Source organism: Thermocatellispora tengchongensis (assembly GCF_014202315.1).
Classification (GTDB): Bacteria; Actinomycetota; Actinomycetes; order Streptosporangiales; family Streptosporangiaceae; genus Thermocatellispora; species Thermocatellispora tengchongensis.
In genome coordinates, this window is record NZ_JACHGN010000001.1 from 308,242 (window position 1) to 334,516 (window position 26,275).

The 26,275-nt window shown below is 73.8% G+C and carries 24 protein-coding genes; 16 read left to right on the forward strand and 8 right to left on the reverse strand.

Translation table 11 applies throughout. From position 1 onward, the window contains the following. The first annotated feature begins 22 nt into the window (after positions 1–22). Entirely contained in the window at positions 23–1,138 is a 1,116-nt protein-coding gene (locus HNP84_RS01560; protein ID WP_185047490.1) for an ATP-binding protein, read from the forward strand. Then, positions 1,135–4,002: a DUF5682 family protein gene (locus HNP84_RS01565; RefSeq protein WP_185047491.1), complete on the forward strand. Its 2,868-nt coding sequence runs from the start codon at positions 1,135–1,137 to the stop codon at positions 4,000–4,002. The genes HNP84_RS01560 and HNP84_RS01565 overlap by 4 nt, the downstream gene beginning before the upstream one ends. A gap of 64 nt (positions 4,003–4,066) precedes the next feature. On the opposite strand, the gene HNP84_RS01570 is transcribed toward HNP84_RS01565, so the two are convergent. The 3 genes from HNP84_RS01570 to HNP84_RS01580 all read right to left on the reverse strand — a co-directional run bounded on the left by HNP84_RS01570 (position 4,067) and on the right by HNP84_RS01580 (position 6,590). Next, on the reverse strand, positions 4,067–5,308 hold the full coding sequence (locus tag HNP84_RS01570; RefSeq protein WP_185047492.1) for a Dyp-type peroxidase: 1,242 nt from the start codon (positions 5,306–5,308) through the stop codon (positions 4,067–4,069). A gap of 8 nt (positions 5,309–5,316) precedes the next feature. Beyond that, on the reverse strand, positions 5,317–5,844 hold the full coding sequence (locus HNP84_RS01575; RefSeq protein WP_185047493.1) for a copper chaperone PCu(A)C: 528 nt from the start codon (positions 5,842–5,844) through the stop codon (positions 5,317–5,319). Between the two features lie 173 nt (positions 5,845–6,017). Next, positions 6,018–6,590 (reverse strand): MFS transporter, encoded by a 573-nt coding sequence (locus HNP84_RS01580; RefSeq protein ID WP_185047494.1) that lies wholly within the window; start codon positions 6,588–6,590, stop codon positions 6,018–6,020. 141 nt (positions 6,591–6,731) lie between these two features. Here HNP84_RS01580 and HNP84_RS01585 point away from each other — a divergent pair, with 141 nt between their 5' ends. From HNP84_RS01585 to HNP84_RS54665, 4 genes are all read left to right on the forward strand, one after another. Next, on the forward strand, positions 6,732–7,307 hold the full coding sequence (locus tag HNP84_RS01585; RefSeq protein WP_312923367.1) for an RNA polymerase sigma factor: 576 nt from the start codon (positions 6,732–6,734) through the stop codon (positions 7,305–7,307). Further along, a complete protein-coding gene (locus tag HNP84_RS01590; RefSeq protein WP_185047495.1) occupies positions 7,304–8,509 on the forward strand; it encodes a CU044_5270 family protein in 1,206 nt (401 codons plus the stop codon). Before HNP84_RS01585 ends, HNP84_RS01590 begins: the two co-directional genes overlap by 4 nt. A 259-nt stretch (positions 8,510–8,768) precedes the next feature. After that, positions 8,769–9,296, forward strand: a complete 528-nt coding sequence (locus tag HNP84_RS01595; RefSeq protein ID WP_185047496.1) for a hypothetical protein — start codon at positions 8,769–8,771, stop codon at positions 9,294–9,296. 130 nt (positions 9,297–9,426) lie between these two features. Then, on the forward strand, positions 9,427–9,861 hold the full coding sequence (locus HNP84_RS54665) for a DUF742 domain-containing protein (RefSeq protein WP_185047497.1): 435 nt from the start codon (positions 9,427–9,429) through the stop codon (positions 9,859–9,861). A gap of 7 nt (positions 9,862–9,868) precedes the next feature. On the opposite strand, the gene HNP84_RS01605 is transcribed toward HNP84_RS54665, so the two are convergent. Further along, positions 9,869–10,969, reverse strand: coding sequence for a sialidase family protein (locus HNP84_RS01605; protein WP_185047498.1), 1,101 nt, complete (start codon positions 10,967–10,969; stop codon positions 9,869–9,871). A gap of 209 nt (positions 10,970–11,178) precedes the next feature. Between HNP84_RS01605 and HNP84_RS01610 the strand changes: the two genes are divergently transcribed. From HNP84_RS01610 to HNP84_RS01630, 5 genes are all read left to right on the forward strand, one after another. Beyond that, positions 11,179–12,087 carry an AEC family transporter gene (locus tag HNP84_RS01610; RefSeq protein WP_185047499.1) on the forward strand — a complete coding sequence of 303 codons (909 nt, stop codon included), beginning with the start codon at positions 11,179–11,181 and terminating at the stop codon, positions 12,085–12,087. A 70-nt stretch (positions 12,088–12,157) separates the two neighbouring features. Continuing rightward, entirely contained in the window at positions 12,158–12,751 is a 594-nt protein-coding gene (locus tag HNP84_RS01615; protein ID WP_185047500.1) for a cysteine hydrolase family protein, read from the forward strand. A gap of 15 nt (positions 12,752–12,766) precedes the next feature. Continuing rightward, on the forward strand, positions 12,767–13,669 hold the full coding sequence (locus HNP84_RS01620; RefSeq protein WP_185047501.1) for a GlxA family transcriptional regulator: 903 nt from the start codon (positions 12,767–12,769) through the stop codon (positions 13,667–13,669). Positions 13,670–13,814: 145 nt separating this feature from the next. Continuing rightward, positions 13,815–14,774, forward strand: a complete 960-nt coding sequence (locus tag HNP84_RS01625) for an ATP-binding cassette domain-containing protein (RefSeq protein WP_185047502.1) — start codon at positions 13,815–13,817, stop codon at positions 14,772–14,774. Further along, positions 14,771–15,613: an ABC transporter permease gene (locus tag HNP84_RS01630; RefSeq protein WP_312923375.1), complete on the forward strand. Its 843-nt coding sequence runs from the start codon at positions 14,771–14,773 to the stop codon at positions 15,611–15,613. The genes HNP84_RS01625 and HNP84_RS01630 overlap by 4 nt, the downstream gene beginning before the upstream one ends. A 22-nt stretch (positions 15,614–15,635) precedes the next feature. On the opposite strand, the gene HNP84_RS01635 is transcribed toward HNP84_RS01630, so the two are convergent. Continuing rightward, the gene (locus HNP84_RS01635; RefSeq protein WP_185047503.1) at positions 15,636–18,845 is read right to left on the reverse strand and encodes an AfsR/SARP family transcriptional regulator; all 3,210 of its coding nucleotides are present in this window, start codon (positions 18,843–18,845) and stop codon (positions 15,636–15,638) included. A 56-nt stretch (positions 18,846–18,901) separates the two neighbouring features. On the opposite strand from HNP84_RS01635, the gene HNP84_RS01640 reads away from it, so the two are divergent. The 3 genes from HNP84_RS01640 to HNP84_RS01650 all read left to right on the forward strand — a co-directional run bounded on the left by HNP84_RS01640 (position 18,902) and on the right by HNP84_RS01650 (position 20,922). Further along, complete coding sequence (locus HNP84_RS01640; RefSeq protein WP_185047504.1) at positions 18,902–19,138, forward strand: DUF6343 family protein; 237 nt, start codon at positions 18,902–18,904, stop codon at positions 19,136–19,138. A gap of 270 nt (positions 19,139–19,408) precedes the next feature. Next, positions 19,409–20,347 (forward strand): cyclase family protein, encoded by a 939-nt coding sequence (locus tag HNP84_RS01645; protein WP_185047505.1) that lies wholly within the window; start codon positions 19,409–19,411, stop codon positions 20,345–20,347. 149 nt (positions 20,348–20,496) lie between these two features. Further along, positions 20,497–20,922, forward strand: coding sequence for an NUDIX hydrolase (locus HNP84_RS01650; protein ID WP_185047506.1), 426 nt, complete (start codon positions 20,497–20,499; stop codon positions 20,920–20,922). A gap of 21 nt (positions 20,923–20,943) precedes the next feature. Here the strand turns inward: HNP84_RS01650 and HNP84_RS01655 are convergent, their stop codons facing one another. Genes HNP84_RS01655 through HNP84_RS01665 form a run of 3 tightly spaced genes read right to left on the reverse strand, consistent with a single transcriptional unit; the run spans position 20,944 to position 23,809 of the window. Next, the gene (locus HNP84_RS01655) at positions 20,944–21,957 is read right to left on the reverse strand and encodes a DNA topoisomerase IB (protein WP_185047507.1); all 1,014 of its coding nucleotides are present in this window, start codon (positions 21,955–21,957) and stop codon (positions 20,944–20,946) included. Beyond that, on the reverse strand, positions 21,950–23,056 hold the full coding sequence (locus HNP84_RS01660; RefSeq protein ID WP_185047508.1) for an acetate/propionate family kinase: 1,107 nt from the start codon (positions 23,054–23,056) through the stop codon (positions 21,950–21,952). The genes HNP84_RS01655 and HNP84_RS01660 overlap by 8 nt, the downstream gene beginning before the upstream one ends. A 45-nt stretch (positions 23,057–23,101) precedes the next feature. After that, positions 23,102–23,809: a histidine phosphatase family protein gene (locus tag HNP84_RS01665; RefSeq protein WP_185047509.1), complete on the reverse strand. Its 708-nt coding sequence runs from the start codon at positions 23,807–23,809 to the stop codon at positions 23,102–23,104. 60 nt (positions 23,810–23,869) lie between these two features. Between HNP84_RS01665 and HNP84_RS01670 the strand changes: the two genes are divergently transcribed. Both HNP84_RS01670 and HNP84_RS01675 read left to right on the forward strand, forming a co-directional pair. Beyond that, positions 23,870–24,589, forward strand: coding sequence for a response regulator transcription factor (locus tag HNP84_RS01670; RefSeq protein ID WP_185047510.1), 720 nt, complete (start codon positions 23,870–23,872; stop codon positions 24,587–24,589). Continuing rightward, positions 24,586–26,256 (forward strand): sensor histidine kinase, encoded by a 1,671-nt coding sequence (locus HNP84_RS01675; RefSeq protein WP_312923380.1) that lies wholly within the window; start codon positions 24,586–24,588, stop codon positions 26,254–26,256. The genes HNP84_RS01670 and HNP84_RS01675 overlap by 4 nt, the downstream gene beginning before the upstream one ends. Positions 26,257–26,275: the final 19 nt, after the last annotated feature.

Consider the following 26,275-nt stretch of genomic DNA (forward strand, 5'->3'; position numbering starts at 1 on the left):
CGAAGACAGGAGAGCCCCGCGAATGTCCGCTGAGATGCTGCGCGCCCCCGCCGAGGTCAAGTACGCCGAGGAGCTCGACTGGCTGGAGTCCGTCGATGACGGGCCCAAGCCGTTCTCCTGGCGGCTCAGCCCCAAGATGGTCCGGATCTTCATCCTGGGCTCGGAGCGCTCCGACGGCCTGGAGCGCGAGATCCCGCAGAAGTGGTTCGGCGACCGCAGCTTCGTCGAGCGCGCGATCGTCACGCTCGCCTCCGACCGCGGCCTGCTGCTGATCGGCGACCCGGGCACCGGCAAGAGCTGGCTGGCCGAGCTGCTGGCGGCGGCGATCAGCCGCAACTCGACCCTGGTCGTGCAGGGCACGGCCGGCACCACCGAGGACCACATCAAGTACTCGTGGAACGTCTCCATGGTGATCGCCAAGGGGCAGTCGCGCGAGTCGATGATCCCCTCGCCGATCATGACCGCGATGGAGCAGGGCGTCATCGGCCGCTTCGAGGAGCTGACCCGCGCCACCAGCGACGTGCAGGACGCCCTGATCTCGATCCTGTCGGAGAAGTACGTCTCCATCCCCGAACTGGACGACGACGCCGTGGTGTTCGCCAAGCCCGGCTTCTCCATCATCGCCACCGCCAACAGCCGCGACCGGGGCGTCAACGACCTGTCCTCGGCGCTGAAGCGGCGGTTCAACTTCGTGCGCATCCCGGTGGTGTCCAACAAGAAGAGCGAGGCCGAGATCGTCCGGTTCCGCACCACCGAGCTGCTGCGCCGCCACAGCATCGAGCTGGAGCTGCCGCCCACGCTGCTGGACATCCTGTTGCAGAGCTTCGCCGACCTGCGCGCCGCGGCGGCGTCGGCGTCCAGCGACGACGAGAAGCTGGAGTCGGCGCTGTCCACCGCCGAGCAGATCGGCGTGCTGGAGGACGCGATCCTGCACAGCCACTTCTTCGGCGACCGCACCCTGCGCCCGCAGACCCTGGCCGGGTCGCTGGTCGGCTCGCTGGCCCGGCGCAGCCCCGAAGACCTCGCCATCCTGAACAAGTACTGGCACGGCGTGGTCGAGCCGCGCAGCAAGAAGGAGGGCGGGCCGTGGCAGGAGTTCCTGGACGGCGGCCGGCAGGCGCTCGAAACGCTGTCATGACGACGACCAGCACCGCGGCCGAGGCGCTGGCCGCCGGCAGCCCGTTCGCGGCGCTGCGCGACCAGCTCCTCACGGCCGCCGAGACGTTCGCCGCCGACGCCGCCGACGCTCCCGACGCGGTGTCCGGCATCCTGGCGGGCATCGTGGCCGACGTGGACCGCGCGCTGCGCGAGCCGCTGGAGATCTTCCCGGTCTGCCACCACTCGCCGGCGTCCGCGCTGGCCATGGCCAGGCGGCTGCGCGAGAAGCAGCCCAAGGTGATCTACCTGGAGCTGTGCGAGGACCTGCGCCCGCTGCTGGACGAGCTGCGCAACTGCCGCCTGCCGGTGGCGTTGCAGGCGTTCGCCAGCGACCTGGACGGGTTCCCGCCCGGCTGGGGCCCGCTCAGCGTGGTCGCCCCGATCACCGAGGCGTCGGCGGAGTACCAGGCCATCGCGTACGCCCTGGACACCCCGGGCGTCGAGATCGTGCTGGTGGACCGCTCGTCCGACCACGTCTTCCAGTGGCTGCCCCGCGAGCCGCCCGCCGCCGCCCCGCAGGCGGGCGAGGGGGAGGCGGAGGACGCCTCGCTGCACGGCGACGCGGTCGGGATCGAGATCGGCGACCTGCGGCCCGGCTTCGCCGAGCTGGAGGAGCACCTGCTGCACCACGGCAAGGTGCGCCACTGGTCGGAGTGGTGGGACCAGTACGTCGAGCAGCCGCTCGCCGGCGCGGACTACGAGACGTACCGGCAGGTCATGGTGCTGATCGGCAGCCTGTTCCGGCGGCTGCGGCCCAGCGCGTCCTCCGCCCGCTCCGACCGCCGCGACGAGGACCGCGAGCGGTACATGTGGACCCGCATGCGCGAGCACCTCGCCGCCACCGGCGCCGACCCGGCCGAGTGCCTGTACGTGTGCGGCGCCTACCACGCCGCGAGCCGCGTCGCCGAGTTCGGCCTGCACGCCGAGCCGACGGACTACGCGATCGAGCCGCGCACCGCGACCCGCTGGCTGTACGGGCTCATCCCCTCCAGCCACTCGGCCATCGAGGCCCAGTTCGGGCTGGCCTCCGGCTCGGTGTCGATCGCCGCGGCCACCTGGGCGAAGGCGCTGGCGGCCAGTGGCGTCAAGCCGTACCGGCTGCAGGGGCAGCAGGGCGGGAAGTCCGGCAAGCGGCCCAAGCGCGCCCCGGCGCCGGCCGCGCCGGCCCCGGCCGAGGTCACCGACCGGCTGTCCGGCTTCCTGGCCCGGCCGCCCGCGCTCAGCGGGCTGGACGAGGCCGAGCTGCTCGGCTGGTGCGTGGACATCGTCCGGCTGGCCCGCCGCAACGGCTACCTGGCCAGCACCGCCGACGCCATCGCGGTGTTCGAGACCAGCATCCTGCTCGCGGGGATGCGCAACCGGGCGCGTCCGACGCCGTACGACTTCCAGGACGCCGCGGTCACCTGCATCGAGAAGGACGTCGTGCCCGGCAGGCGCGACGTGCGCCGGCTGTGCGAGATCCTGCTCGGCGGCGACCGGATCGGCCAGGTCGGCTACCACGCGCTGCCGCCGCTGGCCCAGGACGTCTACGACCGGCTGGCCCCGCTCGGGCTCGACCTGACCAAGCGCACCCAGCAGCGGGCCCTGCTCGACCTCGCCGCCGACCCCGATCTCGAACCCTGCTCCCAACTGCTGTGGATGCTGCGCTACCTGCTGCCCGACGGCGCGGTACGCCCGATCATGGGCGCGCGCCGCCTGGGCGAGCGGCCCATCCAGGAGAGCTGGGACCTGCGGATCGGCGCCCACCAGCGCGAGATCATCGAGCTGGGCTACGAGGGCGTCACCGTGGAGCAGGTGCTGGAGCAGCGGCTGCGCCGGTCGGTGTGGGACCCGCAGGCCACTCCGGCGGTCGCGCTCAAGGCCGTCGAGGACGCCATCCTGTACCTCGGCAGCCGCCGCTTCACCGACGAGCTGGGCGCGCGGGCGGTGGAGCTGCTGGCCGCCGAGCGCACCGTGGACGACGCGCCCGAGGTCCTGCGCCGCATCCGCCGGCTGCTCGCGCACTACCGGTCCACCGAGCCGGAGCTGCCGGCGTGGTGCGAGTCGTTCGTCACCGAGGGCTACGCGCACTACTGCACCCTGCTGCCCACGGCGTTCGTGGCCGAGGACACCGGCGTGCGCCAGGTGGGCGCGATGCTCGGCTTCCTGTTCTCCATGGAGGGCCTGGCGCTCTCGCTCGGCTGCGACCGGGCGCAGCTTGAGATCGCCGTACGCCAGTCGCACCCCGAGGCCCCGGCCAAGGTCGCGCTGCTGTGGGCCGCCCAGACGCAGCTCGGCATGATGACCCAGGCCGAGCTGCGGGCCCGCTGCGCCGAGCTGATGGACAACCCGCTGGTGCTTCCGGCGTTCCCGCAGTACCTGAGCGGGTTCGTGCAGGCCCTGGAGCCGGTGCCGTCGCTGACGCCGTTCGTGGTGGAGCTGCTGTCCACCGCGTTCGGCCGGCTGCCCGACGCGGTGCTGCTCCCCTGGCTGCCGACCCTGATCACGACGCTGCGCAAGGAGTCGCCGGAGCTGGTCCCGGTCCTGGTACGCGAGGCGGGCCGGACCTTCCCGGCCAGTCTGCCCGCCCTGGACGCCTGGACCCCGCCCTGGTCGGCCCGCGCCAAGGGCGCAGCGCCGTCCGCCGGGCCGTCAGGCGGCGGGGGACCGGTGGCGGCGCTCCTCGCCGCGCACCCGGCTCCGACCGACGCCGTGGCGGCCCTGCTCGGCATCGACGCGCCCTGGGCCCCGGCCGCGCCGGGCGCCGGGGAGGCGGCGGGTCACCCGGAGGCCGCCGCGCTCCTGGCCGCCCACCCGGGCACGGCCACCGCGGTGGCGGCCCTGCTGTCCCCGGCGCTGTCGTAGGTCCCCGGTTCCGGCCGGGACGCCCGCCACGTCGGCAGGGCGTCCCGGCCGGTTCCGTTCCGAGCTACCCGCCCAGCAGGGTCTCGCCGATCCAGCCGCCTTCCGCGCACCCCGGCGGGATGGCGAACACCGCGGACCCGATCGGGGTGGTCCACTCGTTGAGCAGGTCGCCCTCCGCCAGCCTGCGCTGGACGGGCAGGTACTGACGGGGGATGTCGGCCTGGTACGACGCGAAGATCAGCCCGGAGTCGGACTTCCCGCCCGTGCCCTCGTCGTAGTTGTAGACCCGGCGGAACATCCGCAGGCCCGGGTCGGGCACGTGCGCCCGCCTGATGTGCGCGTACTCCGCGATGACCGGCAGCCCGGCTCCGTTGAGCCGGTCGAAGTCGGGCTGGTCGCGCTCGCTCCGGCCGGTCAGCGGCGCGCCGTCGGCGAGGCGCCGGCCGACGCTGAACTCGCGGGCCGTGCGGTCGGCGGCGTCCCAGGTGTCCAGCTCCATGCGGATGCGCCGGAGCACCAGCGTGGTGCCGCCGCGCAGCCACGCGGGCTCGCCGCGTATCCACACGGCCCGGTCGAAGTCCGCCGTGCCGGGCTCCGGATTCACCGTGCCGTCGAGCTGGCCCATCAGGTTGCGCTGCGTCGCGCCCGCCGCCAGGACGCCGGGCGCGTGCCGGAAGCCGCGCTGGGTCCAGCGCACCTCGGCGAACGACCGCGCGTCCTTGACGATCATCCGGAGCGCGTGCGCCAGTGTCACACCGTCGTCGGCGCAGACCTGCACCAGCAGGTCCCCGCCGCTCCAGCGCTCCTCCAGCCGGTCGATCTCGTACGCCGGCAGCGGCGCCACCTGCTCGGGCCGCATCTCCTCCACCCCGGCCGCGGCGAACAGGCCCGGCCCGAAGCCGAAGGTGACCGTGAGCCGGGCGGGCGAGGCGGCGAGCTCCGGCTCCACGTCGGCGAGCGCGCCCCGGCCCGCGGTGAGCCGGCGCGCGTCGTCGGTGAGCAGCCGCAGCAGCCGTACGATCGCCTCCCGGCCGACGTCCCGGCGCAGGTCCAGCCCCAGGAACGCCGCGAACGCCTGCGGCGGCGTGGCGATCCCGGCCTGATGTTCCCCGTGGAACGTGACCACCGAACGCCCGACGCCTGCCGCGGCGCCCGGCCCGGCATTCGGCCTGGCGTTCGGCCCGGCATTCAACCCGGCGTTCGGCCCGGTGGGGGCCGCGGCGGGCCGGGGCTCGGGGGAGCAGGCGGCCAGCGCACCGGCCACTCCCCCCGCGAGTCCGCCCGCGAGCAGCCCGCGCCGGGTCACCGAGCCCGTCACTCCTTGTCCCCGTGCCCGGGGTGGTAGTCCTCGCGGGCTCCCGCGAAGTCCTTGCCCACGGCGGTGAAGCGGAACGTGCCACCGCCCTGGAGTGTCAGCGTGACCTGCACCTCGTCCCCCGGCCGCACGGCCTTGGGCAGGTCCATCAGCATGATGTGGTCGCCGCCGGGCTGCAGTTGGTGGGTGCCGCGCGGCGGGACGACGAAGCCGCCCTGCTTCGGCCGCATCACCATCGAGCCGTCGGAGTCCACGACCTCGTGCAGCTCGATCCGGCCGGCCGCGGGCGAGGTGCCCGAGACGACGGTGATGGGGGCGTCGGTGTCGTTGACCAGGGTGCCGAAGGCCGCGGTCATGCCCTTCTCCGCGGCCTTGACCCAGGGGTCGGTGATGGTGAGCGAGGCCGCCGCGGGCCGCGCCGAGGCGGGGGCGGCGGCCGGGGCCGGGGCGTTCTGCCCGGCGCATCCGGCGAGCACGGTGACCGCGGCGAGGGGGAGCGCGGCCATGACGGTACGACGTACGAGCATGGTCAGATCCGTTTCGATGTCAACGGGAAAAGGGCAACGGGAACAGGCCCCGCGGCGCATCCGCGGGACCTCCTGCAGAGCCATGACCGAACCCTTGTCAACGGGCCTGTCCCCATGGGCGGGGACGGGCGCCCGGCACCGGCTTGTGATCCGGCACCGGCTCCCTCCTGTGATCAGGCGGGATGAGGTCGAGAAAGGTTCACTCGTACGAACGGCGGCCCGCGCCGGGTGACGCTGTGGCGGCACAGCACCAGGGCCCGCAGTGTGGCGGGCTCGGGGGCGCGGCAGGGGACCTGGGGGAGATCGGCCGGAGCCCAGGCGTGTACGGCGACCAGCACGCGCAGCCGTACGGCGAGGCGGCGCAGCAGCGACCACAGCGCGCGCTCGCCCCGGGCCAGCCACAGCGCGGTCAGCGCCGCCGCCCAGGCGTGCGCGGCCGTCATGCCCAGCCCCGGGATGCCGCCGGCGGCGTGGTGATGGGCCGCGTGCGCGACGTGCGCGGCGGCGCCGCCGAGCATGAAGTGCAGCACCACCTGCAACCCGCCCAGGACGGGCAGGATCGCGGCCAGCGTGCGCTCGCGCCCGGTGAGCGGCACCGCGGCGCAGAACGCCAGCACCACCCCGCCCGCCAGGTGCGGCGCGGAGAACGACCCGCCCCCGGCGATGTGCGCCAGCGCGCTCAGCCCGGCGCACACCACGGCGAACGCGGTGGCCCGGAGCAGGCGCAGGGGCGGTCTGGCGAGCATCGTGCCCATATCCTCCCCGTCACCCGAGCCGCCCGCCACTCCGGCCCCCGGGATAGGTTGCGGATCGCCGGTAACAACGGGGGCGCTCGGACCACTTCCCGGTGTCAGAAGCAATCACACCCGGACGAAGGGGGCTGGGCGGTGACGGATGATTCACGCCGGTTCACCGGGATGTACGACGAGTGCCGACAACGCGTGTGGGCCTACGTGGTCAGCCGCGCGGGCCGGCAGGTGGCGGACGAAGTGGTGAGCGAGACGTTCGCCATCGCCTGGAGGCGGCTCGACGACGTACCGGAGCCGGCCCTGCCGTGGCTGCTCGGCGTCGCCCGCAACGTACTGCGCGACACCATCAGGGCCGAGGTCCGCAGGGAGGCGCTGAGCCAGGAGCTCCGCTCGTGGACCGAGGGCGACGTGGCCGATCAGGTGACCGAGCGGCTGGGCGTGCTGCGGGCGCTGGCCGGGCTGGGCGAGGACGACCGGGAGATCCTGATCCTGGTCGCCTGGCAGGGGCTCTCGCCCCGCGACGCCGCCCGCGTGATCGGCTGCTCGGCGGCGGCGTTCCGCGTACGGCTGCACCGCGCGCGCAGGCGGCTCAAGCAGGCGATGGACACGCCGGAGACGCCGGAGACGGCCGAGACGAGGGGGACGGCCGAGACGACGGGGACGGCGGCGCCGTCCAGGACCCGGGTGAGGAACCTCAGCGAGGAGTGGTCATGAACCCGATCGACGAGCTGCGGGCGGCGCGGCCGGCACATCTGGGCGACGGCCCGGTGGACCCGCGGACACGGGCGGCGGAGCTGTCCCACGCGATGGCCCAGGCCAGGCAGACGGCCCCGGAACGGCGGGCGCGGCGCGGCGGGGGCCGGCGCGTACGCCCGGCGTGGGGCTTCGGCCTGCTGGGCGCGGCGGCGGCCGCGACCGCGGTGGCGGTGGTGGTGGTCACCGCGGGCGGGACGGCCCCGCGACCGGGCCCGGCCCAGACGGTCACGAGCACCCTCGACGCCACCACCGGCACGCCCAAGGCCACGGTCGAGCTGAACGCCCGCGACGTGCTGCTCGCCGCGGCGCACCAGGCGGCCCGCCAGCCGGACCGTACGGGCAAGTGGTGGCGCACCGTGCAGGTGGGCAGGACCCTGTTCCACGCCAAGGACGGCGATTACACGGTGGTGGAGCAGCAGCGCACCGAGAGCTGGACCCCCTCGGCGACCGGCGGGGAGCAGTACGGCATCACCCGTTCGCTCGGCGCCCGCCCCGCGACCCCGGAGGACGAGGAGGCGTGGCGCGCGGCCGGCTCGCCGGAGAAGATCCCGGTCGCCGTCCCCGACAAGGGCGGCCCGGGCCGGGAGCTGACCCTGTCCACCCGGCCCGGCAAGGAGAGAATCGATCACTCGCCGTTGGTCGACGGCGACAAGGTGTTCTGGCTGGGCCGGAACGTCACGATGAAGGACCTGCGCGGCCTGCCGGACGACCCGGCGGAGCTCAAGCGCCTGCTGCTGAGCTCGTACGGCGGGCACGGCACCGAGTCCTCCAGCGACCCGGCCTCGGAGGAGGAGTGGCTGTTCGCCGTCACGATCGGCATGATCACCGACATGCCGGTCACGCCGAACGTGCGCGCCGCGGCCTTCCGCATGCTGGCCGAACTGGACGGGGTGAAGGTCATCGACCAGGTGACCGACGCCGAGGGGCGTACGGGCACGGCGGTGGCGATCGAGCAGGCCGTGAAGATGAAGGTGACCGATGAGAAGCCGAGCGGGGTGCTGCAGACCCGGCTCGTCTTCGACAAGGAGACCGGCCAGGCCCTGGCCAGGGAGACCGTCGTGGTCGAGCCCGGCGGTTTCCAGGCCGGCTTCGAACCCGGCACCGTGTGGAACTCCAGCGCCGTGATCGAGGCGGGCTGGACCGACACCGACCCGTCCTGACCGGCCGCACCCGGTCGCCTTCGCCGTCGGCGACCGGGTGCGAGATTCTCGCGATCCCCGACGGCCCAGGGTCCTGTGCCCCAGGGCTGCGGCGGCTCCGGGCGCGGACCCGGAACGCGCCGCCTTCCCGGCCCCAGGCCCGGAGCCCCTGCCGGCGGTCCCAGGTCCGGAGCCCCTGCCGCCGCCCTGCTCCCGGGCGTCTGGCCGCAAGCGGTCACGACCGGAAGGGGCCGGGCAGATCGTCGCTATCGTGCTGCGCGTGCTGAGACGATCATCGTTACGCTGGTGGGCGGGCTCGCTCGGCCTGGCGGGTTCGCTGCTCGCGGTGCATCCCCTCAACGCCCTGGCGGAGAAGGGCGATTTCCTCGGCTACACGACCGCGCCCGAGGGGTGCCCCACCGCCGAGTTCTCCGCTGGCCCGGCCGCGCCCGTCCTGGAGGCCGCCGCCGCGATTCCGCTCACCTGGCTCGCCAACCTTCCGGCCCTGAGCGTCGCCTACCTGGTGTGGCTGTGCGGGGCGCTTGCCGGGCGGTCCTGGCCCGGCCGCCTGGTCGTGATCCCGATCCTCGGCCTCGTCGTGCCGATGACCGTGCTGGAGCCGGTGCTGGAGCCGGTGCTGATGGCCGCCGACAGGGCGGCCGACCCCGTGTGCGCCCTGTTGTGGGCCGAGACCGACACCCGCGTACGGGTCGTGCTGCCGCTGCTCACGCTGCTGCCGGTGCTGCTCATGCTCGTCGCCGTGATCCCGAAGGCCGTGGAGCGGGAAGGGCACCCGGTTTCGGGCTGAACCGAAAAGCATTTAACGAAGCTCGGCAACGGAATATTAGAATAACGTTTCGCTATCGATGGGAAGCCGGCGAGATCGATGGTGCCGATTCCCTTCCCTTTCCGCGCTCTTATCAACACAATATGTGCTCATGGGACGCGGTCGAATACCGGAAGTCGATCCCGGGGGCGAGGTCGCGGACGCCTTTTCGCGTGCGCGGCCATATGTAAACACGTGCACCACACCCACGGTGGCCTCAGCGGTCCGGCCGTACGCGATGACGGCGGGGCGGAGCGTGCCGCGCATGGAGGTGGCGATGGACGCGCTTGTGTCGTCCGTCGCCATGTCGGCGGTTGATCTGTCACTGATGTCGCCGGAATACCACGATATTTGCCTCTTGTGTCGCCACGTGCGATCAGTTGCCGAAATAGCGTCATACTTGGGTATTCCGCTGTCGGTCACCCGGATCATCGTCGCCGATATGGCCGCCGAAGGGCTCGTGCACGTCTACGAGCCGAAAAACGGCGACGACCCCCTCGACCGCCGCTTGCTGGAAAAGGTGCTGCGCGGCCTGAACAAGCTCTGACCACACCTCAGGGGGTGAATTCGGCAACCGGGATCCGGCGGAACGCGATCGTCTCGTACGGCCCGAACTCCCCGGTCTCGAACAGCAGGCCGACCGTCTCGGCGTCCACCGGCACCAGGTCCGAGTACGCCGCGGGCAGGCCCGACACCGTGTGCGCCGCCCGCCACGTCACCCCGGCGTCCAGGCTCATCCGCACGGTCATCACCGCCCGCTGGCTCGGATCGGCCGGGCCCGAGTACAGCAGCACCTCGGGGCGGGCGAGCTGGAGCACGCTCCCCTCGACCACCGGCGTCACCAGCCCGGCCTGGGGGCGGAAGGGCCGCTCCAGCGTCTTGCCGCCGTCGGATGAGTACGCGTCGGCGCGGTTGCCGGGCGCGGCGGAGTCGTTGCGGGTGTTGAGGTAGATCCGGCCGTCGGGCAGCTCGGCCGCGGTGGTCTCGTTGACGTTGACGTAGCCGTCGGTGTTGTCGTCCACGTACCCGATCTGCCAGGTCAGCCCGCCGTCGTCGCTGAGCAGGGAGTGCCCGCCGTTGTACTTGCCCTCGGTGCCGTCGTCGCCCCGGGCCGGGGGCAGGGAGTGGTTGGCCGGGACCAGGATGCGCCCGGCGTACGGGCCGCGGCGCAGCTCGATCGCGTGGCCGGGCGTGGTGGCGTACCAGCGCCACTCCGCGCGCTTGACCGAGGAGGTGATCTCGCGCCCCTCGGACCACGTGAGCCCGTCGTCGTCGCTGTGCCGGACGAACACCCGCCGCCCGTCGGCCGCGGAGACCTCGCCGCGGCGGATCTTGGCCTCGGTCGCGTGGGCCGCGTTGCGCACGTACACCAGCAGCACGCGGCCCCCGCCGGTGACGACCGGCGCGGGGTTGCCGGCCGTGCCCCTGCCCGGCTCGGTGGCCACGACCTGGAGGTCGCCCCAGGTACGCCCGCCGTCCTCCGACCGCTTCAGCACGATGTCGATGTGCCCGTGGTCGGCGGCCGAGCCGTGCCGGCCCTCGGCGAAGGCGAGCAGGGTGCCCGCGGCGGTGACGATCACGGCGGGGATGCGGAAGGTGTGGTATCCGTCGTCGCCCGCCCGGAACGGGATGGAGGTGACGTAAGGGCCGGCCATGGGCTCTCCCAGCACAGCGTCGCGTCATGGATGGCTTCGCAGGCTACTGAGCGATTTATCGGCATGTATGCCGGATTATCGGGGAATTCCCCCGCCCGTTGCCGTCCGTTCAGGCGGTTCCTCCAGGCCGCCCGTTCCGGGGACCTCGCCCGGAGCCGGCGACAGGCCATGCGCCACACTGGTATGGCACATACGGCGAAAGGCGGGCGATGTCGGGGATTCTCGTCGCGCTCGCCGCCTTGGTGGCGGTCGCGGTCCTCGGCTACGTCGTCGGCCGGATCGGCGTGCTGCGCCCCCAGGACGAGGTGGTGCTCTCGCGCGTCGCCTTCTACGTCGCCACCCCCGCGCTGATGTTCCGCACCATCTCCACCGCCGACCTCGGCTCGATCTTCTCCCCGATCCTGCTCACCAGCGTCGCCGGACTGGTCGTGGTGCAGGCGGTGTTCGTCCTGGTCGCGCGCCGGTTCTGGCACCGGCCGCGCGGCGAGGTGGTGCTCGGCGCGCTGGCCACGTCGTACGTGAACGCCGGCAACCTGGGCATCCCCGTCGGCGTGTACGTGCTCGGCGACGGCGCGCTCATCGCCCCCATCCTGCTCTTCCAGCTCCTCGTGCTGGCCCCCACGGCGTTCGTGCTGCTGGACCGGGGGTCCACCGGCTGGGCGGTGCTGCGCCGCCCGCTGCGCAACCCGCTCACCGTCGCCTCCCTGCTCGGCCTGGCGTTCGCGCTCACCGGCGTGCGCCTGCCCGAACCGGTCACGCGCCCGATCGACCTGGTGGGCGCGGCGGCGGTGCCGCTGGCGCTGCTGGCGTACGGGCTCAGCCTGAGCGGCACGACCCGCGTCTCCGGCGACGCCGAGACCCGCTCGGTGGTCCTGGTGGTCGTGCTCAAGTGCTTCGCCCACCCCGCACTGGCCTACCTGACCGGCCGGTACGCGCTCGGCATCGACGGCACCATGCTGCTCGCCGCCACGCTGTTCGCCGCGCTGCCCTCCGCGCAGAACCTGTACGTCTTCGCCGTCACCTACGGCACCGCCAAGGGCCTGACCCGCAGCGCGGTGCTGATCAGCACGCTGGTCTCGATCCCGGTCATGGCGATCGTCAGCGGCCTGCTCGCCTGACCGGATCGTTCCGGTGCCGGGCCCGATGGTGCCTTACCGTACGCTCCCGCCACCGGCAGGCTGGTGAGCCATGAACCGCGCCCTTCTCGTCATCGACGTACAGGAGTCCTTCCGGCAGCGGCCCACCTGGGCGGCCGTCTCCAACCCCGCCATCGCCGCCCAGGTGAACCGGCTGGTCGAGCACGCACGTGCCGAGGGCGACCTGGTGGTGTGGGTGCTGCACGCCGAGCCCGGCAGCGGCACCCCGTTCGACCCCGCCGGCGGCCACGTCCGGCTGATGGACGACGTCACCGCGCCGCTCCCCGGCGAGCCGACCGTCACCAAGACCTCGATCAACGCGTTCACCACCACCGACCTGCAGCGGCTGCTCACCCTGCGCGGCATCCGCGAGCTGACCGTGTGCGGCATCCAGACCGAGCTGTGCTGCGAGACCACCACCCGGGTCGCCGCCGACCTCGGTTTCGAGGTCTCCTTCGCGATCGACGCCACCGCGACGTTCCCGATCCCGCACCGCGACGCGCCCGCCGGGCGTACCGTGGCCGAGATCCTCGCCGACCCGGCCACGCTCCAGGTGGAGGACATCATCAGCCGCACCGAATACGCCCTCGCCGGGCGGTTCGCTACCATCCGTACCGTGGCGGAGCTGACCAAGACGGCCGGTTGAGGGGCTGACCGGATCGTGCCGTGCGTGGCCTTCCTGCTCGTGCCCGAGCTGCACCTGCTCGACCTCGCCGGGCCGGCGCAGGTGTTCTCCACCGCGGCCGGCCTGGGCTACGGCTACGAGCTGGCCTACGTCGCGGAGCGGCCCAGCGTCCCCGCCGCCCAGGGCGTCACGCTGACCGCCCGGGTGGACTGGCCCGAGCTGGGCCGCGATGACCTGATCCTGATCCCCGGCTGGCGGGCGCCCCGGCTGCGCGTCAACGGCCGGCTCGCCCCGCAGACCCTGGAGCGCCTGCGCGCCCACCACGCCGCGGGCGGCACCGTCGCCAGCGTGTGCGCCGGCGCCGACGCCCTCGGCCAGGCCGGGCTGCTCGACGGCCGCCGCTGCACCACCCACCACGCCGTGCAGGACGAGCTGGCCCGGATCTACCCCAGGGCGCGCGTCGTCCGCGACGTCCTGTACGTCGTGGACGACCGCGTCGTCACCTCCGCCGGCATCGCCAGCGGCATCGACCTCGCGCTGCACCTCATCGCGGCACGCCACGGGCCCGGAGCCGCCGGCCGCATCGCCCGCGAGATGGTCGTGTACGCCCGCCGCAACGGCGACGAGCAGCAGGAGAGCGCGATGCTGCGCTACCGCTCCCACCTCAGCGACGTGGTGCACCGCGTACAGGACATCATCGACGCCCGCTTCGACGAGCCGCTGCCCCTCGCCGGCCTCGCCGCCGCGGCCGGGGTCAGCGAGCGCACCCTGACCAGGCTGTTCGGCGAGGCCACCGGCATGACCCCGCTGCGCTACCAGCAGAGGCTCCGGGTCGAGCGGGCCGAGCACCTGATCGGCCAGGGCGCCACCGTCGAGGCCGCCGCCCGCGCGGTCGGCTTCCAGGACGCCCGCATGCTGCGCCGCCTCCGCGCCCGCTGACACGGCGCTCACACGGCGCTCACAGGGCGCTGACACCGCCGCCGGACCGCCGCTGACAGCGCCGCCCGGCCGTGACAGCGGTATGTGCGGGCTCTGGCAGCGCCCCCGCGCATCCTCATGGCGTAACGAACCATGAGGAGGAGCCATGTCTTACGCCTTCGAGGCAGAAGGACTGGTCAAACGTTTCGGCACGACGACCGCGCTCGCCGGCATCGACCTGGCCGCGCGGCGGGGCCAGGTGCTCGGCGTGCTGGGTCCCAACGGCGCCGGGAAGACCACCGCCGTGCGCATCCTGGCCACGCTGCTGCGCCCCGACGGCGGACGCGCCGCGGTGGCCGGCATGGACGTCGTGCGGCAGGCGGCCGACGTGCGCAGGGTGATCGGGCTGACCGGCCAGTACGCGTCGGTGGACGAGGACCTCACCGGTGAGGAGAACCTGGTGCTGATCGGCGAGCTGCTGGACCTGCGCCGCCGCGAGGCCAAGGCCCGCGCCGCGGAGCTGCTGCGCGACTTCGGCCTCAGCGAGGCGGGACGGCGTCCGGCGGCCACGTACTCCGGCGGCATGCGGCGCCGTCTCGACCTCGCGGCCGGCCTGGTCGGCCGCCCGCAGATCATCTACCTGGACGAGCCGACCACCGGGCTCGACCCGGTCAAGCGCGACGACATGTGGAACATCGTCCGCCGCCTGGTCGCGGACGGCACCACCGTGCTGCTCACCACGCAGTACCTGGAGGAGGCCGACGCGCTCGCCGACGAGATCTCCGTGGTGGACCACGGCAAGGTCATCGCGCACGGCACGCCCGCCGACCTCAAGCACGTCGTGGGCGGCCAGACCATCATCGTCCGCCCGTCCGACCCCGCCCGGCTGGGCGAGGTCACCGCGATCCTGGCCGAGCTCGCAGGCCGCGAGCCGGAATCCCCCGGCCGGGGCGTCGTCACCGTGCCGGTGGAGGGCGACGCGGTCTTCACCGAGCTGGTACGCCGCCTCGACCGCGCCGGCATCGGCGTGACCGAACTCTCGCTCCGGCTGCCCAGCCTGGACGAGGTCTTCTTCACCCTCACCGGCCGCACCACGACCGAATCCGACGAGGAGGTGGCCGCGTGACGTCCCTCGACACCGGCACCCGCACCGCCCGCACGCCCGGCAGGCCCGGCGGCGTGCCGCCCGCCCGCTCCGGACCGCGCCCGTTCGGGCTGATCCGGCACAGCGTCGCGCTGGCCCGGCGCAGCCTGGTCAAGACCATGCGCAACCCCGAGCAGCTCATCGACGTGACGCTGCAGCCCGTCATCTTCGTACTGGTCTTCGTCTACCTGCTGGGCGGCGCCATCTCCGGCTCCACCCAGGACTACCTGCAGTTCCTGCTGCCCGCGATCATGGTGCAGACCGTGATCTTCGCCGGGATGGCCACCGGCGTCAACCTCAACACCGACATCAAGAAGGGGGTCTTCGACCGGTTCCGCAGCCTGCCGATCGGCCGCTCCGCCCCGCTGATCGGCTCGGTGCTCGGCGACGTGATCAGGTACGTGGTGTCGATCGCCTCGCTGTTCGTCTTCGGGTACATCCTCGGCTTCCGGGTGCAGACCAACCCGCTCGCCGCGCTCGCGGCCTGCCTGCTCGCCATCGTCTTCGCGTTCTGCCTGAGCTGGGCGTTCGTGCTGGTCGGCATGATGATGAAGGAGCCGGGCGGCGTACAGGGGGTGGGCTTCCTGGTGCTGTTCCCGCTCACGTTCGGCACCAGCATGATCGCCCCCGCCGAGACGCTGCCGGACTGGCTCCAGGCATGGGTCCGGGTCAACCCGGTCGGCCAGCTCATGGACGCCTCGCGCGGCCTGATGCTGGGCGGCCCCGTGGCGAGCCACGTCGTCGTCGCGCTGGCGTGGTCGGCGGGCCTGCTGGTGGTCTTCGCCCCGCTCGCCGTGCGGGCGTACCGGCGCAGGACCTGACCTCACACCGGCCGGGTGAGCCTCACACCCGCCTGACGAGATCGAGCGCGCCGTCGCGGTCCAGGGCGAGGCCACGCCCGTACGCGGCGGCGTACGCGCCGGCGCCCAGCCGCTCGCGCAGGCGCGCGGCGAGCCGCCTCACCTCCGGGCTCGTGGCGTCGTCGGCGCCGCGCAGCCGCTCGCCCGCGCCCAGCAGCGCGGCGGCGTCCTCGAACCCCCGGCCCTCGTGCTCGGCCTGCGCGCCCTCCAGCACGGCCGCGGCCACCGCGACCCGCGAGGCCACCGGCATGTCCTTGGCCTCCAGGGCGTGCTCCAGCGCCTCGGCGACGCACCGGCGGGCCCCCGCCAGGTCTCCGGTCGCGCTCAACAGCACCGCCTCCGCGGTCAGCAGCAGCGACTGGAACTGCGGCGAGATCAGCGTCTCGTGCCGCATCACCTCCTTGGCCCGCTCGTACAGCACGCGGGTCTGCTCCAGATCGCCCTCCCAGCGCGCCAGGTCGCCCAGGGCCAGGTAGGCGAACGCGGAGTCGTGGACCGAGAACCCGTACTGCCAGGCGGCGGCGATGTCGCGCAGCTCCGCCCGCGCCCGCTCGGCCTCGCCCCGCCGCATGTACACGTAGGACAGCCAGATGCGCTGGTGCGTCACCCGGTCGCCCGGCTTCAGCTCCACCAGCAGCCGCGCCGCCTCCTCCAGCGCCTCCACCGCGCCGTCCAGGTCGCCGGACGCCGTACGCAGCTCGCCCAGCGACGTCAGCGACATGGACAGCCCCCAGCGGTCGCCGATCTCCCGGAACCGCGCCACGGCGACGTCGAGGTCGGCGACCGCCTCCCGCAGCAGGCCGTCGTTCTCGTGGATCGCCGCGCGCATCATCAGCATGACCGCCCGCACCCACGGGTCGGGATGCGCCATCCGCTGCTCGATCGCGGCCCTGCCGTTCACCGTGTCGTCCACGAACAGCGACATGGCCGGTTCGAGCAGCGCGAGCACGGGGTGAGCCGGGAACGGGCCCAGGTCGCGCACCAGCGCCGCCATCTCCCCGATGGTCGCCGCCATCTTCTCGTACCCGCCCGTCACCGCCTTGCTGATCAGGTAGGCGGCGGTGAGGAGCCGGCGCGCGGTGTCGGGCGCCGGGCCGCGTACGCTGAGCGCCCGCTCCAGCCACGTGACCGACTCCGCCCGGTTGCCGTACATCGTCCAGGTGATCCCCAGGGCCGCGCCCAGGCGCACCGCGGTGTCGGCGTCGCCCGTGTCCACGGCGAAGTGCAGCGCCGCCAGCATGTTGTCACGCTCGGCCATCACCCGGTTCAGCCACACCACCTGCTCCCGGCCGCGCAGCCGGCGCTCGGCCGTCTCGGCCAGCTCCAGGAAGTACGCCGCGTGCGCGGCGCGCCCGGCACGCGACTCCCCCGCCTCGGCCAGCCGCTCCAGGGCGTACTCGCGGATCGTCTCCAGCATCCGGTAGCGGGGGCCCTCGGCGAGCTGGAGCAGCGACTTGTCCACCAGCGCCGCCAGCAGGTCGAGCGCCGCCCGCCCCGACGGCGGGCACACCCGCTCGGCCGCCTCCAGGGTGCAGCCCGCCGGGAAGACGGCCAGCCACTCGGCGAACCGCCGCTCGTCGGCGTCCAGCAGGTCCCAGCTCCACGCCACGACCGCGCGCAGGGTCTGGTGCCGGGGGAGCGCCGCCCGGCTGCCGCCGGTGAGCAGCCGGAACCGGTCGTCCAGCCGCGCCGCCACCTGCTCCAGCGTCAGCGACCGCAACCGGGCCGCGGCCAGCTCGATCGCCAGCGGCAGCCCGTCGAGCCGCCGGCACACCTCCACCACCGTCGCCGCGTTCTCCGCGGTCAGCGCGAACCCGGGCCGCACCGCCCCCGCCCGGTCCAGGAACAGCCGCACCGCCGGGCTGGCCGGCGCCTCCTCCGCCCCCGCCCCCGGATCGGGCAGCGCGAGCGGCGGCACCGGGCACAGCGACTCCCCCGTGATCGCCAGCGGCTCCCTGCTGGTCGCGATCACCCGCAGCTCGGGGCACCGGCCCAGCAACTCGTCCGCCAGCCGCGCCGCCGCATCGACGACATGCTCGCAGTTGTCCAGCACCACCAGCGTGCCGGGCGCCGACAGCGCCTCCACCAGCCGGTCCATCGTGTCGCGCTGATCCCGGCGCTGATCCCGGGGATCGTCGCGCAGCCCGGGCGCCGGCAGCACCCCCAGCACCGCCTGCGCCACATCGGCGGGCTCGGTCACCGGCGCCAGCTCCACCAGCCACACGCCCCCCGGCATCCGCCCCGCGACCCGCTCCGCCACCGTGGTCGCCAGCCGGGTCTTCCCGGCCCCGCCCGGCCCCACCAGCGTCACCAGCCGCCCGGCGGCGAGGCGGTCGTCGATCAGCTCCACCTCGGCCTCTCGGCCCACGAAGCTGGTCAGCGCCGCCGGCAGGTTCCCACGCGGCCGCCCCGCCCGCCGGGCCGCGCCGCCGTCCGCGCGTACGGGGCGTACGGCGCCGTCGCCACGCAGGATGGCCAGGTGCAGCTCCTTCAGCTCGGCCCCCGGATCGGCCCCGAGCCGGTCGGCGAGCATCCGCCGGAACCCCTCGTACGCGGCCAGCGCCTCGGCCTGCCGCCCGGCCGCGTACAGCGCCTTCACCCGCAACCCGAGCAGCCGCTCCCGCAGGGGATGGCGGGCGGTCAGCTCGTGCAGCTCGGCCACCAGCTCCCCCACCGGCCCGCCGCACGCCAGCGCCGCCTCCGCCCGGTCCTCCACCGCCCCCAGCCGCGCCTCCTCCAGCCCCGCCGCGTACGCCGCCGCGAACGGCTCCGCCGCCACATCCCCCAGCGCCGGCCCCCGCCACAGGGCCAGCGCCTCCCCCAGCCGCGCCACCGCCGTCGCCGGATCACCCCCGGCCAGGGCCAGCCGCCCCTCCCGGGCCAGCCGCTCGAACAGATGGGCGTCCACGTCCGCCACGGACAGCGCCAGCCGGTACCCCCCGTGCTCCGAACGCAGCGGCGAGGAGTCGGGCAGGCTCCGCCGCAACCGCGACACCAGCGACTGCACCGCGTTGGCGGGATCGACGGGCTTGTCCTCCGGCCACAACGCCTCGGCCAGCTCCTCCACCGTCACGACCCGCCCGGCGGCGAGCGCCAGGCGTACGAGCAGGGCGCGCAGCCGCTGCCCCCCGATCTCGGCGACCACGCCACCGGGGCCCACCACCCGCGGCGGCCCCAGAATCTCCACCCGCACACCGCCACTCTGCCACGCCCGCGTTTGCCTCGCCGATGACGGGCAGGGGAGGGAACATGTGGGGCAACCGCCACGGCACCGAACCACGCAACGCCCGCAGCCCGCTCCGAACCCGAGCGGCCCTGTCCGGCGTCGTCCTCCCGATCGCACTGATCGCGACCGTCTTCTTCGTCTGGCAGGCGGTGACCAGCGGCGCTCCCGTGTGGTGGGCCGAGGCCGCCATAGCCGGCGTGGTCACGGTGATAGCCGCCGTAGACCTGCTGGTACTCCGAAACCGCATGCACCACGACTGAAACCCGCGTGTCCTTGCGCCGCCGCGCATACGTGGCAGGCGGCTGACCCCACCCGCCCTACCAGGCGGGCCCCTCCCTGCTGTGGTGGCGCTCCCTGCGTATGTGCGGGTTCGGAGCCGTCCTTGATCGGCGGCGCTCCGGGATCGTGCGGGCAGTAGACGCCGCGAGGTCGTATCGGTCGTATCGAAGGAGAGGGCGGGATACCCTGCCTGCGGTGCCTCCGACCATGTGACCGCAGGAGTCGATGCTGGGATGACGGCAGGGCGACCGATGCCTACGCAGGACGACGTGCTCGGGTACTTCGACACGCTGTCGAACTGGGGACGGTGGGGCGACGACGACGAGCTCGGCACTCTGAACCACATCACCGACGACGTCCGGCTGGCGGCGGCGCGGGCCGTGCGCCACGGCAGGAGCGTGTCGTGCGCGTGGGAGGTCGCCGTACCGGAGGACATGGAGCGCTCGACGACGACGTGTCCGTGCGCCGCCGACATGCCGGGTGCCGAGCACATGCCCGCGCCCGGATTCCGCAACGACCGGCGCTGGGGCTTCTCGTCCGAGCGGCTCGGCATCACGTTCCACGGCAACACCCTCACCCACCTCGACTCGCCGTGCCACATCTTCTGGGACGGCACGATGTACAACGGGCGGTCCCACTCGCTGGTGGACCCCGCGACGGGATCGGCGTGGGCGGCCGTCACGGCGGCGGCGAACGGGATCATCACGCGTGGTGTCCTGCTGGACATCGCGAGCGTGCGGGATGTGCCGTGGTTGGAACCGGGGCAGGGTGTGTTTCCCGACGATCTTGAGGAGGCCGAGCGTCGCCAGGGCGTGCGGGTGCGACCCGGCGATGCGGTACTCCTGCGGACCGGCTATGGCCGCGTCCGGCACGAGACCGGTGCGGTCAGCGGTTTCACGCAGGCCGGCTGGCACGCGTCCTGCCTGCCGTGGCTGCATGAACGGGAGGTCGCGCTGATCGGCGCCGACACCCCGCAGGACGTCCAGCCATCGGGGTACGAAGACGTGTTGATGCCGGTTCACGCCGTGAGCCTCGTCGCGATGGGCCTGTGGATGCTCGACAACTGCGACCTGGAGGCGTGCGCGACGACGGCCGCCGAGCTCGGCCAGTGGGACTTCCACCTCGCAGTCGTGCCGATCCGCTTCGCCGGTACGTCCGGCAGCCCGGTCAACCCGATCGCCACATTCTGACCGCGGTTCACGAGGGGGTGCGGGCCGGGCATCGGCGTTGCCGGTGCGATCGGGTGACGGCGTCGGGGTCGGTGCGGGAGGGTGGGGGTGTGAAGCGGCTTATCGGGTGGGGGTGGCGACGGGTTCGGGGGTCGGTGCAGTGGCGGGTGATGTGGTGGCGTAACGCGAAGTTCATGGTCGGGGTGACCGGGGTCGTGCGTGATCCCGACGGGCGGGTGTTGCTGTTGCGGCATCGGATGTGGCCGGAGGGGAAGCAGTGGGGGCTGCCGTCGGGCTACGCGAAGCGCGGGGAGACCTTCGAGCAGACGGTCGTGCGGGAGGTGCGGGAGGAGACCGGGCTCGAGGTCGAGGTGGGGGAGCTGGTGTATCTGCGGAGCGGGTTCCAGTTGCGGCTGGAGGTCGCGTACGAGGCCGTGTGCGCGCCGGGGTCCTCCATCGGGCGGTTGAACTCCCTGGAGATCCTGGAGGCGGGGTGGTTCGCGCCCGACGAGCTGCCCGACGGGGTCATGGACGGGCATGTGCCGCTGATCAGGGGTGAGACCTCCGCGGGGGGAGCGGCGCGGCGATGTGGGTGAGGAGAAGCCTGACAGGAAGCATCAGGCTGCGTAACGCCCGGCGGCGTTCCGTAGGAGCTTGATCACCTGGCGTTCCGGCTCGCCGTGCGTGGCCACGACGGGGTCGCCCTTGCCGAGGCTGGTGACGTCGATGGTGGCGCCCCGCTCGTAGGCGGTGACCACGCGGGGGTCCACGTACGACGCGCGGGCCACGGTCGGGGTGTTGCCGAGGTAGTCGGCGACCTCGCGCATCACCCGGGCGATGGCCCGCTTGCGCGCGGTCTCCGAGTGGGCGGCCTTGGCGGAGACGGCCAGGCCCACGGCGGTGAGCACGGTGGCGTGCCAGGTGCGGAAGTCCTTGGCCGAGACGTCGCGCTCGAAGACCTCGCGCAGGTACTCGTTGACGTCCTCGCTGCGCACGTCGCGCCAGTCGGAGCCGTTGCGGTAGCGCAGCAGCTCCTCGGCGGGGCGGGCCAGCAGGGCCCGGATGACCTTGCACACGGCGGCGTCCGTGATGACCTGCTCGCGCTCCTTGCCGCCCTTGGCGGTGTAGTTGCACACGACCAGGCCGTTGCGGCAGCGTACGTGCTCGGTGCGCAGGGTCGCCAGGCCGAAGGAGTCGGTGTACTCCGCGCCGCCCACGCGGAAGAAGCCGATGTCGAGCATGCGCGCCGCCGCGGCCAGCACCCGGGTGCGGGTCAGGCCGCGCTGGGCGAGGTGGGCCGAGACGGTCTCGCGGAAGCGGGGCAGGTCTTCGGCGATGTCCAGGACGCGGGCGAACTTCTCCTCGTCCTGCTGCTCCCGCCACCGGTCGTGGTAGCGGTACTGCCGCCGCCCGGCGGCGTCGGTGCCGACCGCCTGGAGGTGGCCGTCGGGGTCGGCGCAGATCCACACGTCGGTCCAGGCGGGCGGGATGACCAGGGCCTTGATCCGGGCCAGGGTCTCCGGGTCGCGGATGATCTTGCCTTCGGTGTCGTGGTAGGTGAAGCCCCGCCCCCGGCGGCGGCGGGTGAAGCCGGGTTCGTTCTGGTTGCTCTGCCGCAGTTCCTCACTCATCGCGTCTCACCGCCGTCAGGGTCTCGCGGGCGAGTTGCAGCTCCTCGCGCGGCTGGATCACCAGGACCGGCACGGCCGCGTCCGGCGGGCTGATGAAGCCGTCGGCGTCGAGGTTGCGGTCGATCGCCGGCGGTCGGACGCCGAGGGTGCCGAGGCGGGCGCACACCGCCGCGCGTACCTCGGGCTGGTCCCAGCCGATCTCGCCGCCGAACACCAGCGCGTCGATCCGGTCCAGGCCGGTCGCCACGGCGGCGATCTCGCGGGCGACCCGCAGTGTGAACACGTCCAGGGCCAGCGCGGCGGCCGGGTCGTCGCCGGCGGCGGCCACCAGGTCGCGGGTGTCGCCGGAGCGGCCCTCGGACAGGCCGACGAGGCCCGAGCGGCGCTCCAGGCCCTCCTGCAGCTCCTTGAGCGTCAGCCGGTCGTCGTCGAGCAGCCACAGCAGCATGCCCGGGTCCACGCTGCCGGAGCGCTTGCTCATGGGCACGCCCTCGAACGGCGTGAACCCCATCGAGGTGTCCACGCTGCGCCCCTCGCGCACGGCGGTCACCGAAGCGCCGCCGCCCAGGTGGGTGAGCACGAGGTGCAGCGCGCCCGCCGGGCGGCCCAGCAGTTCCGCCGCCCGGCCCAGGCTCCAGGCGTACGACAGGCCGTGGAAGCCGTAGCGCCGCAGCCCGTACGCCCGCCGCCACTCCGCCGGCAGCGCGTACTCCGCCGCCGCCTCGGGCAGCCCGGCGTGGAACGCGGTATCGGGGCACAACACGTGCGGCACGTCCGGCAGCCGCCGCCGCGCCGCCTCGACCAGCGCGAGCGCGGGCGGCACGTGCAGCGGCGCCAGGTCGGCGTACTGGCGCACGGCGGCGACCAGGTCGTCATCGGCGATCGACGGCGCGCGCACGACAGGCCCGCCGTGGACCAGCCGGTGCCCCACCGCGACCGGCTTCTCGGGCGCGTCCGCGACGAACTCCGCGATCGTACGCTCGGCGGCGTCCGGCTCGGGGGGCTGCTCGGTGTGCGAGACGCGCTCCACCTCGCCGTCGCGTACCAGGTGGAGCTGGAGGCTGGATGAGCCCGCATTGATCGTGAGTACCGTGGGCATGCCCGTGGCCCTGCCCGCCACGGCGGGTTCCAATCCTGGAAAAGCTCAGGTCAGCGGGGCGGAAGTGGTGGAGAAGGCGGCGTCCATGTGGGCGGTGTCGTTGTAGCGGCGCAGGATCCAGCGCTGGTCGGTGACGACCAGGTGCGACACCGAGCCGTTGTCGGCGCCCAGGAACGCGAACGGGCGCGACCCGGTGGCCGCCGCCAGCGCCTCGGCGATGAACCCGCCGTGCGTGAACACGGCGAGCCGCTGGTCCCGGTGCGCCGCCGCCAGCTTGGCCAGCACCTTGCGCACCCGCTCGGAGAACCCCTGCGCCGGCTCGGCGCCCGGGATCACGTCCCACCGTTCCTCGGCCGACATCCGCTGCGCGATCGGGTGGTTCTCGGCGACCATGCGCCGGAACAGGCCGCCCTCCCACTCGCCGAGGTGCACCTCGCGCAGGTCGGGCTCGACGTTCGGGGTCAGCCCGAGCCGCCCGGCGAGCGGTTCGGCGGTCTGGCCGGTACGCCGCAGCGTGCTCACGTAGATCGCGTCGATCCGCTCCACGGCCAGCCGCTCGGCCACCCGTTCGGCCTGCACTCGCCCGTCGGGCGCGAGGCCGGGGTCGCCCTGGCCGTCCACGAGGGGGAAGGGCACGCCGGGGACCGCGGGCTCCGACTCGCCGTGCCGGATCAGCAGAATCTCGCAGGCCCCGGGAGGCACCTGGAACCGGGCCTGCCGGTACCCGCCCGGCCTATCGCTCTCAGATCCCACAATCACCGGAGATTACCCCTCCCAGGTGGCTTTGAGGTTGCCCGGGTAAGGCTGGATGCCATGGAGGAGGGGGCCGGCAAGGTGCTCGTGGTGGACGACGAGCCGAACATCCGCGCGCTGCTCGCCCAGACGCTGCGCCTGGCCGGGTACGAGGTGCGCTGCGCGTCCGGCGGCGCGGAGGCGCTGCTGCTGACCGCGGAGTTCGGGCCCGACATCGTCGTGCTCGACGTCATGCTGCCCGACCTGGACGGGTTCGAGGTGGCGCGGCGGCTGCGCGGCAGGCCGGGCGGGGGCGGGGTGCCGGTGCTGTTCCTCACCGCCCGCGGCCAGGTCGAGGACCGCGTACGCGGGCTGCGGCTCGGCGCCGACGACTACGTGGCCAAGCCGTTCAGCCTGGACGAGGTCCTGCTGCGCATCGCCGCCGTCCTGCGCCGCGGCGCGGGACCCGCCCGCGACGAGCCGCGCGAGGGCGTGCTGCGGTACGCCGACCTCGAACTCGACCCCGGCGCCCACGAGGTGCGCCGGGCCGGGGTGCCGGTGGACCTGTCGCCCACCGAGTTCAACCTGCTGGAATACCTGCTGCTCAACGCGGGCCGGGTGGTCAGCAAGGCGCAGATACTCGACAACGTCTGGCGCTACGACTTCGACGGCGACGGGAGCATCGTGGAGTCCTACGTCTACTACCTGCGCAAGAAGATCGACCGGTGGGACCCGCCGCTGATCCAGACCGTGCGCGGCGTCGGCTACACGCTCCGGCTCCCCCGCCCGAGCGGCCCGTGATCCTACGGCTGATCCCGCGCGTGGTGCGGCCGGCGATCCGGGGCGTGATCCCGGGCGGGATGCGGCCGGTGATCGGGCGTGTCATCCCGCCCGTGATGCGGTGGGGCGCGTGGCCGGTGCGGCGGCGGCTGGTGCTGGCGATCATCGGCCTGGCCGCCGCGGGGCTGCTGCTGGCCAACGCCGCCGGGCTGGTGCTGCTCCGCGGCCACCTCGTGGACCGGGTGGACGACCAGCTGCGCGCCCCGGGCGAGGCGGCGGCGCGGCTGCCGGCCGACGCCGCGGCGGGGGACCGGCAGGCGGTCGAGCAGCGCTTCGGCCGGCACTTCCGGGTCTACTACTACGACGCCCGGGGCCGGCTCGTCCGCACCGTCCCCGCCGACCCCGACCCGCCGGGTCCCGTCCTGGCAGACCCGCGCCCCGGCCCGCCGTACACGGTGGACGACCCCGGCGGCGGCGCGCCCTGGCGGGTGCTGGTCTACCGCGACGGGGCCGGTCTCGTCGCCAACGTCGCCTCCCTGGAGGAGGTGGAGTCGGTCCAGGGCCGCCTGCTCCTCATCGACGCCGCCGTCAGCGGGTTCGTGCTGCTCCTGCTGGGCGCGCTCGCCGCCCTCGTGGTACGGCTCGGCCTGCGCCCGCTGACCAGGATGGAGGCCACGGCCGGGCAGATCGCGGCCGGCGACTTCGCCCGCCGGGTACCGGTGGCCGGCCCGCGTACGGAGCCGGGGCGGCTGGGCGCGGCGATGAACGTGATGCTCGACCGGCTGGAGGCCGAGATCGCCGCCCGCGCGGCGTCGGAGGAGCGGATGCGCCAGTTCCTCGCCGACGCCTCGCACGAGCTGCGTACGCCGCTGACCTCGGTGCGCGGCTTCGCCGAGCTGTACCGGCGCGGGGGCGCGCCGCCCGGCAGGGCCATGGACGAGACGATGCGCCGCATCGAGGACGAGGCCACCCGCATGTCCCTGCTCGTCGGCGACCTGCTGCTGCTCGCCGAACTGGACGAGGAGCGTCCCCTGGACACCCGCCCGGTGGACCTGCTGGAGGTCGCCGCCGACACCATCCGCGACGCCCGCGCCCGTGTCCCGGGCCGCCGGGTGCGCCTGAGCGCCCTGGACCGCGAAGCCGCCCTCGAACCCGTGGTCGTCCCGGGCGACGAGGCCCGCATCCGGCAGGTCGCCGCCAACCTGGTGGCCAACGCGCTGGCGCACACCCCGCCCGACGCCGAGATCACGGTACGCGTCGGCACCGTGCTCGCCCGCCGCCCCGGCGCCGCCGTCGTGGCGGGCGCGGACCTCCCGGACGGCCGGCCCGCCGGGGTGATCGAAGTGTCCGACACCGGGCCCGGAGTGCCGCCCGAGCACGCCCCCCGCGTGTTCGAGCGCCTGTACCGGGCCGGCCGGGGCCGCTCCCGCGCCGACGGCGGCGCCGGGCTCGGCCTGGCGATCGTGGCCGCGATCGTACGCGCGCACGGCGGCCGGGTGGAGCTGGACACCCGGCCGGCGCGGGCCGTGCCCCCGGAGGCCGTGCCCCCGGAGGCCGTGCCCCCGCAGGCCATGCCCCCGCAGGCCGTGCCCTCGCAGGCCGTGCCCCCGGACGCCGGGGCCGCGCGGGGCGCGACCTTCCGGGTGCTGCTGCCGCTGACGGGGGATTCCGAGCCCGCTCCGAGGTGACTCCGGGGTCGCTCCGATC

Excerpts from the sequence above, each read along its gene's own strand:
- HNP84_RS01560 (WP_185047490.1), top strand. The coding sequence starts at position 23 with ATGTCCGCTGAGATGCTGCGCGCCCCCGCCGAGGTCAAGTACGCCGAG.
- HNP84_RS01565 (WP_185047491.1), top strand. The coding sequence starts at position 1,135 with ATGACGACGACCAGCACCGCGGCCGAGGCGCTGGCCGCCGGCAGCCCG.
- HNP84_RS01575 (WP_185047493.1), bottom strand. The coding sequence starts at position 5,844 with ATGCTCGTACGTCGTACCGTCATGGCCGCGCTCCCCCTCGCCGCGGTC.
- HNP84_RS01580 (WP_185047494.1), bottom strand. The coding sequence starts at position 6,590 with ATGCTCGCCAGACCGCCCCTGCGCCTGCTCCGGGCCACCGCGTTCGCC.
- HNP84_RS01590 (WP_185047495.1), top strand. The coding sequence starts at position 7,304 with ATGAACCCGATCGACGAGCTGCGGGCGGCGCGGCCGGCACATCTGGGC.
- HNP84_RS54665 (WP_185047497.1), top strand. The coding sequence starts at position 9,427 with ATGGGACGCGGTCGAATACCGGAAGTCGATCCCGGGGGCGAGGTCGCG.
- HNP84_RS01605 (WP_185047498.1), bottom strand. The coding sequence starts at position 10,969 with ATGGCCGGCCCTTACGTCACCTCCATCCCGTTCCGGGCGGGCGACGAC.
- HNP84_RS01610 (WP_185047499.1), top strand. The coding sequence starts at position 11,179 with ATGTCGGGGATTCTCGTCGCGCTCGCCGCCTTGGTGGCGGTCGCGGTC.
- HNP84_RS01615 (WP_185047500.1), top strand. The coding sequence starts at position 12,158 with ATGAACCGCGCCCTTCTCGTCATCGACGTACAGGAGTCCTTCCGGCAG.
- HNP84_RS01625 (WP_185047502.1), top strand. The coding sequence starts at position 13,815 with ATGTCTTACGCCTTCGAGGCAGAAGGACTGGTCAAACGTTTCGGCACG.
- HNP84_RS01640 (WP_185047504.1), top strand. The coding sequence starts at position 18,902 with ATGTGGGGCAACCGCCACGGCACCGAACCACGCAACGCCCGCAGCCCG.
- HNP84_RS01645 (WP_185047505.1), top strand. The coding sequence starts at position 19,409 with ATGCCTACGCAGGACGACGTGCTCGGGTACTTCGACACGCTGTCGAAC.
- HNP84_RS01650 (WP_185047506.1), top strand. The coding sequence starts at position 20,497 with ATGTGGTGGCGTAACGCGAAGTTCATGGTCGGGGTGACCGGGGTCGTG.
- HNP84_RS01655 (WP_185047507.1), bottom strand. The coding sequence starts at position 21,957 with ATGAGTGAGGAACTGCGGCAGAGCAACCAGAACGAACCCGGCTTCACC.
- HNP84_RS01660 (WP_185047508.1), bottom strand. The coding sequence starts at position 23,056 with ATGCCCACGGTACTCACGATCAATGCGGGCTCATCCAGCCTCCAGCTC.
- HNP84_RS01670 (WP_185047510.1), top strand. The coding sequence starts at position 23,870 with ATGGAGGAGGGGGCCGGCAAGGTGCTCGTGGTGGACGACGAGCCGAAC.